The sequence below is a fragment of the Candidatus Limimorpha sp. genome, from assembly GCF_056203535.1.
In genome coordinates this window covers 57,643-64,546 of sequence record NZ_JBADWU010000039.1, presented here as the reverse complement: position 1 = coordinate 64,546, position 6,904 = coordinate 57,643, and the positions used below count along the sequence as shown (strand labels likewise).

At 44.5% G+C, this 6,904-nt stretch carries 5 protein-coding genes; all 5 read right to left on the bottom strand.

Features of this window, described 5'->3' with window-relative positions:
- Window positions 1-124: 124 nt before the first annotated feature.
- The 5 genes from AC06MN_RS04565 to tyrS all read right to left on the bottom strand — a co-directional run bounded on the left by AC06MN_RS04565 (window position 125) and on the right by tyrS (window position 6,758).
- Window positions 125-682, bottom strand: coding sequence for a hypothetical protein (locus AC06MN_RS04565; protein ID WP_475671174.1), 558 nt, complete (start codon window positions 680-682; stop codon window positions 125-127).
- Between the two features lie 144 nt (window positions 683-826).
- Window positions 827-3,112 (bottom strand): M1 family metallopeptidase, encoded by a 2,286-nt coding sequence (locus AC06MN_RS04560; RefSeq protein ID WP_475671173.1) that lies wholly within the window; start codon window positions 3,110-3,112, stop codon window positions 827-829.
- A gap of 16 nt (window positions 3,113-3,128) precedes the next feature.
- Window positions 3,129-3,674, bottom strand: a complete 546-nt coding sequence (locus tag AC06MN_RS04555) for a hypothetical protein (RefSeq protein ID WP_475671172.1) — start codon at window positions 3,672-3,674, stop codon at window positions 3,129-3,131.
- Between the two features lie 31 nt (window positions 3,675-3,705).
- Entirely contained in the window at window positions 3,706-5,268 is a 1,563-nt protein-coding gene (locus AC06MN_RS04550; RefSeq protein ID WP_475671171.1) for an ATP-binding protein, read from the bottom strand.
- A gap of 200 nt (window positions 5,269-5,468) precedes the next feature.
- Window positions 5,469-6,758, bottom strand: coding sequence for a tyrosine--tRNA ligase (gene tyrS, locus AC06MN_RS04545; protein WP_475671175.1), 1,290 nt, complete (start codon window positions 6,756-6,758; stop codon window positions 5,469-5,471).
- Window positions 6,759-6,904 lie beyond the last annotated feature (146 nt).

Genomic DNA, 6,904 nt, shown 5'->3' with positions numbered 1-6,904 from the left:
TTCCACTTTCCACTTCAAAACTTTCCACTTTCCACTTCAAAACTTTCCACTTTCCACTTCAAAACTTTCCACTTTCCACTTCAAAACTTTCCACTTTCCACTTCAAAACTTTCCACTTCAAAACTCACTCCTTAATGACATCGAAATAGTATTTGACGGAACTGACAAAAACGGTATCGTGAATGGTATCGATAATCTGGTGTGCGTTGTCGTAAATGTAATGTTCCTTGATATTGTATGAATCCTTGATTCCCGAACCGGCAAGCCTGATTTTGTTTTCGTCATTTTTGTAGACCCTCGATTGCACGCGGTTCTGGATGAATCTGTCCGAGCCTTGCCACTGCTTGTTTCCCCTGATGTCAATCATAAAATCATTCGGATTCAAAGGCGTTTTTCCGACAAATTCGGTGTTATAATTATGGTCAGGGCAATTGATTCTAAATCTGACAGATTCCGTCGACGACAGCCCAACATTGATTTCTGCTTCGGGGCACAATATGCAGTAGGCGCTTTCCGTAAGATTCTCAAAAGCCTCGTCCGATTCTGAGAACACGTATGTTCCAACGACATCTTCACGTGTATAACCATAAAAATCAGACCATTCCGATTTCTTTTTGTTGCATGACACTAAAGCCACCGCAAAAGCGGCAATAGCTAAAACCTTAATAATGTGTTTGTTCATAGTACATCATATTTATAAGTTAGTGTTCAGAATTAAACTTGAATTGGGTTATCAGTTTTCGGTAAAGATTGTTTAAAATTGCTCAAAAAAGTTCAAATCACTTTCCACTTTCCACTTCAAAACTTTCCACTTTAAAACTTTCCATCACTTGATAATAAGCGTTTCCGTTTCCAAAACCGTGCCATTTTCACTGAGACATTTCACAATATAAAGACCTTTTGCCAAGCCATCGGTTGCGATAGTCATTTTTTCGTTTTGCTCAAAAGCAATTTGTCTCACTGCTTTTCCCTGGCTGTCGCAAATGACAACTTGACCATCGCGGAGGTCCTTCATTTGTATATTGACTTGGTTTCCGGCAGGATTGGGATAAACTTTCATGCGCTGGCTTTCCATCATTTCGGCCACACCGAGGAGTTCCTTGTTCCAAACGGCAATGCAATACTCTCCTGAAGGGAAATTATCGACAAGAATCTGTCCCATTCGCCAACTGCTTTGCGGATGCAAAGTGTGTTGGATTTCACGCCAAGGCTCATTCGCATTGGCACGGTACAATATTGTGGCAGAATCGTTTTCCGACAAAATGATGTCGCCATCAGTTGATGTGCTGTAAACGAAATCACCTTGTATGTCATTTTCGCCGTAATCCTGACGGAAAATTTTCCAGTAATGCTTGGTTGAAATCGTCAGAGCGGGGATTTCAGGATCATCACTTGGCCCAATCAAATGGTTTTCGACACGCAGCATAGTCGGGTCGGTTATGTGCTGTATTTCTGTCGAAAAATTAGCAAAAGAAACATGCTGCGATGTTGTCAGCATAAAGTTACGATCCGTTTTCCCATCTAAAAAACGGTTGTTGTAATCGACAAATGCATCAACCGGCATAAAGTCAAGATTTTGAACCATAATGTCATTTTGACGAAAGTCAACCATTCTTGTATCCATCTCGCCATTAGCGCCTATGAAAGTCACCTCAACACGGCTCGAAGGACAAACGTAAGTTGAACCGATTTGTTTGTGTGTCAATTTCATCGAAGCCTCATAATTTCCGTCCTGCAAATCCGTTACCCCCACTAACTGCAAATCGTAATGCGGCATTCCTGGGGTGAAGACGTAAGTGTTGAAGAAATCGTCCAACGGAAAGTCATTGTTTGCCGAAAGGAAATCGCGCAACTGCTCGGAACTCATGGTCTGATACTCGTGTTGCTCGAAATAATTGCGGAAAAGCTCCAAAAACTTTTCGCGCCCAAGATAATTCATCAAGGTATTGACGATCACGGCTCCGCGCTCGTAAACAGCCTTGGAGTCGTAAGTCATGTCCAAAGGAATCTGGTTGAGCGGAATCCAGTTCTGCTCATTGTTGCTCCATGTGGTGATGGTTGTAATCAAATCCGACATGGCATCTTGGAAAGTGGCTTCATCGTAAACGCCTGCCGTGTAGAACATGCCGCAGAACTGGGCAAAACCTTCGTTGAGCCACATGTCCTCGGCCGTGGCGCAAGTCACCTTGTTGCCGAACCACATGTGCGAAAGCTCGTGGGCGATATATTCCTCGTTATTGGTGTTTCCATTAATCATTGAATTTACCAATGCGATGTTGTCGATGTGTTCCATGCAGCCCTGCGAAGTGCCGACATAGCCAATCCGGTTGAATGGATAGGGGCCGAAACAGTTTTCGAAAAACTGCACAATTTCCTTGATATGGACAAAACTTCCAGTAATCATAGGAAGCGATTTGCTGGTATAAACCGTAATCGGAATATCGCCATTCAAACCATGATAAGTGTCTTCCCACGGCTCGAAAGCATCGACTGCAAATGAAATATGGTAGGTCGAAATGGGTTGCTCTTCCGACCAGTGTCTTGTCAAGGTGCCATCTTCATTGGTAATGGTTTCAATAAGGCTGCCGCCACAAACCGCATTCAGATAATAAGGAGTCGTGACAAAGACATCATAATTGGCCTTGTCTTCGAAATTGTCGACGCATGGGAACCAAGATTTGCCCAAGTTATGGGGCACCGTGCTAATGCCGACACCCAGATTGTAGACAGATGACGATGAAGACCAATGCACGCCGCCCCACGATTCGTTGAAAGTATGGCCACCATAAACAATGTCGAGCGTGATTTCGTCGCCCGCATTCAACGGCGTAGCAAAATTAATGGCAAGATAATCATCATCTTGCGAAAAATCTGAAATCTCAGCATCAGAACTTATCACTGAACTGACTTCCAGAGATTTGAGTTCCAAAACAACCGATTGCGTCGGTTCCGTAACCTCGAAAGTCACGAAAGTCTCGGCTTCGATGGCCTTCTCTGTAAAATCGAAATGATTCAGATGGATTTCGTAATGTTTCGCATCAATGTCTTGCGCCTGAAATTGTTTACAGAAAAGTAGCAGAAAACTTGTCAGAAAAATAAATGTATATCTCATAATATCAATGATTTTATCATTTAATAAAACTTGGATTCGTGTAAAGTGTTTCTGTAAAGATGACATTACTTTCGTGCAAGGCGCGGTCGATGATTTTCACAGCGAAACGCACCGTGTCGTTCGGCGAAAACGGATTCTGAACAAACAGCGTGTAATCCATGTCGCCAGAAATCGGCTTGGTTTCATTGCCGGCAACCAAACGCTTGAAACGCGCATTGAAACTCACCGTATCGAAACTTTGCGTTTCAATGTTCCAACTTAACAAAGGCACACTACGAAACACTCCGTTTTCAAACTTTTGATAATCAATGATTAAGTTGTAATAATAAGGGCTATTGTTGTTGAATGGCGGCAAGGAATCGCTCACATCAAGGCCAAGGTCGCCATCGCCATCGGTATAGGAAAACGAAAGGACGCCTTGCCCGCTGAAAGTGCTGTCGGCGTTAATCAGATAGGTGAAACCCGTGTAGGCAATCTTCGGCTCAATGGGATATTCCACCTTTTTCTGGCAAGCCGCAACTGCAAACAGCAAAATTCCGAATATCAAGATCGACTTTTTCATCCTAATTAATTAAGGCGGTAAAATTACAGAATTATTCCAAAGGCCCAACATTTTTCCAATCAACTATGGTCCGTTTCGCCGACGAGAAATTAACGCCAACCTTAAACAGTTTCCTTGAATCATTGGCATAAGGTTCAGCATAACCTTGAGCATCAATCTGTTCGATAGCTTCCTGAGCACTTCCATCCAGTTTAAACTCAAAAACATAGATGTATTTATCCGTCTCCACTATCATATCTGCCCTGCCATGGGAATTTTGCTTTTCCATCAATGTCACATAACATGACAGCAAGCGGAAAACAAGGTAAAACGTATACTGGAAATGGCTTTCAAAACTGGTTGCACGTTCATTCTGATTGGCTGTGTAGGGAATGCTGGCAAAAAACGACGTGAGTGAATCACGAAGATCATCAAGCCGACAACTGCCAAGCATTTCGCTGACATCCATTGCCAAAGTGTTAGTCTCTCCGTGCAGGTTCAGATAATCGTTCGCAAGTATGTCGACAAATCCATTCCGCACTTCATTGTTCGGATAATCAAGCATAAATTCATTGCGCCTCATATCAAAGCCCTTGATAGTGACATAACCGCTTTGATAAAGCATGGGAAGAGGTTCTTCCTTGTCAGCCTTATAGTCGACAAAATATTTCTTCGCGTATGTCCGGCCTAATATTTTCTGCATATCGGTCTGGCTACGATGTAAAAGTTTCACCAGGTAAGTCGGCGTACCTGACGAGAACCAGAAATCATCCAGCCGCATTGAGTCCAAAGCGTTCAGCACGCTAAACGGATTATAAACGTCAAGCATCTGCTCTGAAAAATGATAGCCATCGTAACGTTTTTTGAACATCTCGCATAAAGTTTCTTTCGGGCAGCCGTACTTTGAAGCCAATTGGTCCAATTCTTCATCGAAATAATCATGCAATTCCTGTTCGGTGATGCCGCAAAGCGCATCAAAACGGCTGTCCATGCTGATGTCCTTTGCCTGATTGAATCCGCTAAACACACTGACTTGCGAGAACTTGGTGACACCCGTAAGAAACACGAAACGCAAATCAGGATCGGAATATTTGAAGACACTATAAAACTCCTTCAGGATATTCCTGTTCGTTTCTTCCTGCGGGGTCATCAACACATCAAGCATGGGTTTATCGTATTCATCGATAAGCACAACGGCCTTCTGCCCGTTCTGTTGCCTCACTGCCGAAATGACATTGCCAAACCTGATGCCTGATTGGGAAGCGTGGTTTTCAATACCATATTGTTTTTCCCACTTGCCGAGATAATTTTCCAGCACCTCCAGCAAGCCATCGGACTTCTCATAGTTGCCCAAGGAAAAATCAATATGAAACACGGGAAACGGCTTCCAATCTTTCTCTAAGGAGGCTATTTTCAATCCCTCAAACAAGTGTTTTTCCCCTTTGAAGTAACTTTCGAGCGTAGAGATGAGAAGCGATTTGCCGAATCTCCTCGGACGGCACAAGAAACAGACACGCTTTTGGGACAGTTCATAAACGAGGTCTGTCTTGTCGACATAAACAAGATTATCCTCTATCAGCGTACTAAAAGTTTGTGTTCCAATAGGGTACTTCATTCAGGTTTTCCTTTTTTGCGATTAAAAGGCAAAAATACAATGTTTTTTCGATTCAAGATGGAAACAGACACAAAAAAATCACCCCACTAAACCATTAGCAGGGTGATGATAAATGTACATGTTAGAATGACTGGCACACAAGCTTTGAATCAATATAAATCGGTAATGCTCAATTTTGCCATTGCCGAAATCTCACTTCTTTATTCCACGACCACGAGATAGTAATTCTTCTTGCCTTTCTGTACGAGGATGTATTTGTCGCGGAGCAAATCGTCGGCGTTGATGGTCTTGTTCAAGTCGGCCTTATCCTTATTAATACTTACGCCGTTGCCTTGCACCATCTTGCGGGCTTCGCCCTTCGACGGAAAGATTTCGGTGCCAGCAAGGAAATCGACGATGCCGATGCCAGCGTTCAAGGTCTCGCGTAAGACTGATGCACGCGGAACGCCTTCGAAAATGCTCAGCAGCATGGCTTCATCGTATTTGTGCAGCATTTCGGCAGTGCCTTTGCCAAACAAAATCTGAGAGGCCTCTTCGGCCATCTTGTAGTCTTCCTCGGAGTGTACGGTGATGGTCAGTTCGCGGGCCAAGGTCTTCTGCAGTTCGCGACGGCCTGGGTCTTCGGCGTGACGTGTCAACAGGGCTTCGATTTCCTCCCTGCTCAACATGGTGAAAATCTTGATGTATTTGGCGGCATCCTCGTCGGAGCAGTTGAGCCAGAACTGATAGAAGGTGTAAGGTGAGGTCTTGGCTGGGTCGAGCCAGATGTTGCCTTTTTCGGTCTTGCCGAACTTGCCGCCATCGGCCTTGGTGATGAGCGGGCAAGTCAAGGCGAATGCCTCTTGGTCGGCGCCAAGTTTGCGGCGGATGAGTTCAGTTCCCGTAGTGATGTTGCCCCACTGGTCGGAACCGCCCATCTGCAGCTTGCAGTTCTTGTGTTCGTAGAGGTACATGAAGTCGTAGCCCTGCACCAGCTGGTAGCTGAATTCGGTGAACGACATGCCGTCGCCTTCGCCGTTGAAACGCTTCTTCACGCTGTCCTTGGCCATCATGTAGTTGACGGTGATATGCTTGCCGATGTCGCGGATGAAAGCTAAGAATGAGAAGTCCTTCATCCAGTCGTAATTGTTGACCAATTCGGCACGGTTAGGAGCGTCGCTTTCAAAATCCAAAAACTTGGAGAGCTGCTTCTTGATGCATTCCTGATTGTGACGCAAGGTGGCTTCGTCGAGCAGGTTACGCTCAGCCGACTTGCCTGAAGGGTCGCCAATCATGCCAGTAGCACCGCCAATCAGTGCTAACGGTTTGTGGCCAGCCTTCTGGAAATGCCGCAGCATCATGATGCCGCAGAGGTGGCCGATATGCAGAGAGTCGGCGGTCGGGTCGATGCCCACGTAAGCCGTCGTCATTTCCTTGAGGAGTTGTTCTTCCGTTCCAGGCATGACGGTGTGAATCATGCCACGCCATGTAAGTTCTTCTATAAAGTTAATCATCGGATGATAAGTTTTTTCAAATTAAAGTGCAAAATTAGGAAATTTATGATAACACTCACCTGTTTCACCGATTTTGTACTTGTAAACTTATTCCAAATGATGAAAAAGCCTTCAAACATCACATTCTTTTTCCCAATGAATAG

Coding starts and splice junctions, on each gene's coding strand:
- AC06MN_RS04565 (WP_475671174.1), bottom strand. CDS start 682: ATGAACAAACACATTATTAAGGTTTTAGCTATTGCCGCTTTTGCGGTG.
- AC06MN_RS04555 (WP_475671172.1), bottom strand. CDS start 3,674: ATGAAAAAGTCGATCTTGATATTCGGAATTTTGCTGTTTGCAGTTGCG.
- AC06MN_RS04560 (WP_475671173.1), bottom strand. CDS start 3,112: ATGAGATATACATTTATTTTTCTGACAAGTTTTCTGCTACTTTTCTGT.
- AC06MN_RS04550 (WP_475671171.1), bottom strand. CDS start 5,268: ATGAAGTACCCTATTGGAACACAAACTTTTAGTACGCTGATAGAGGAT.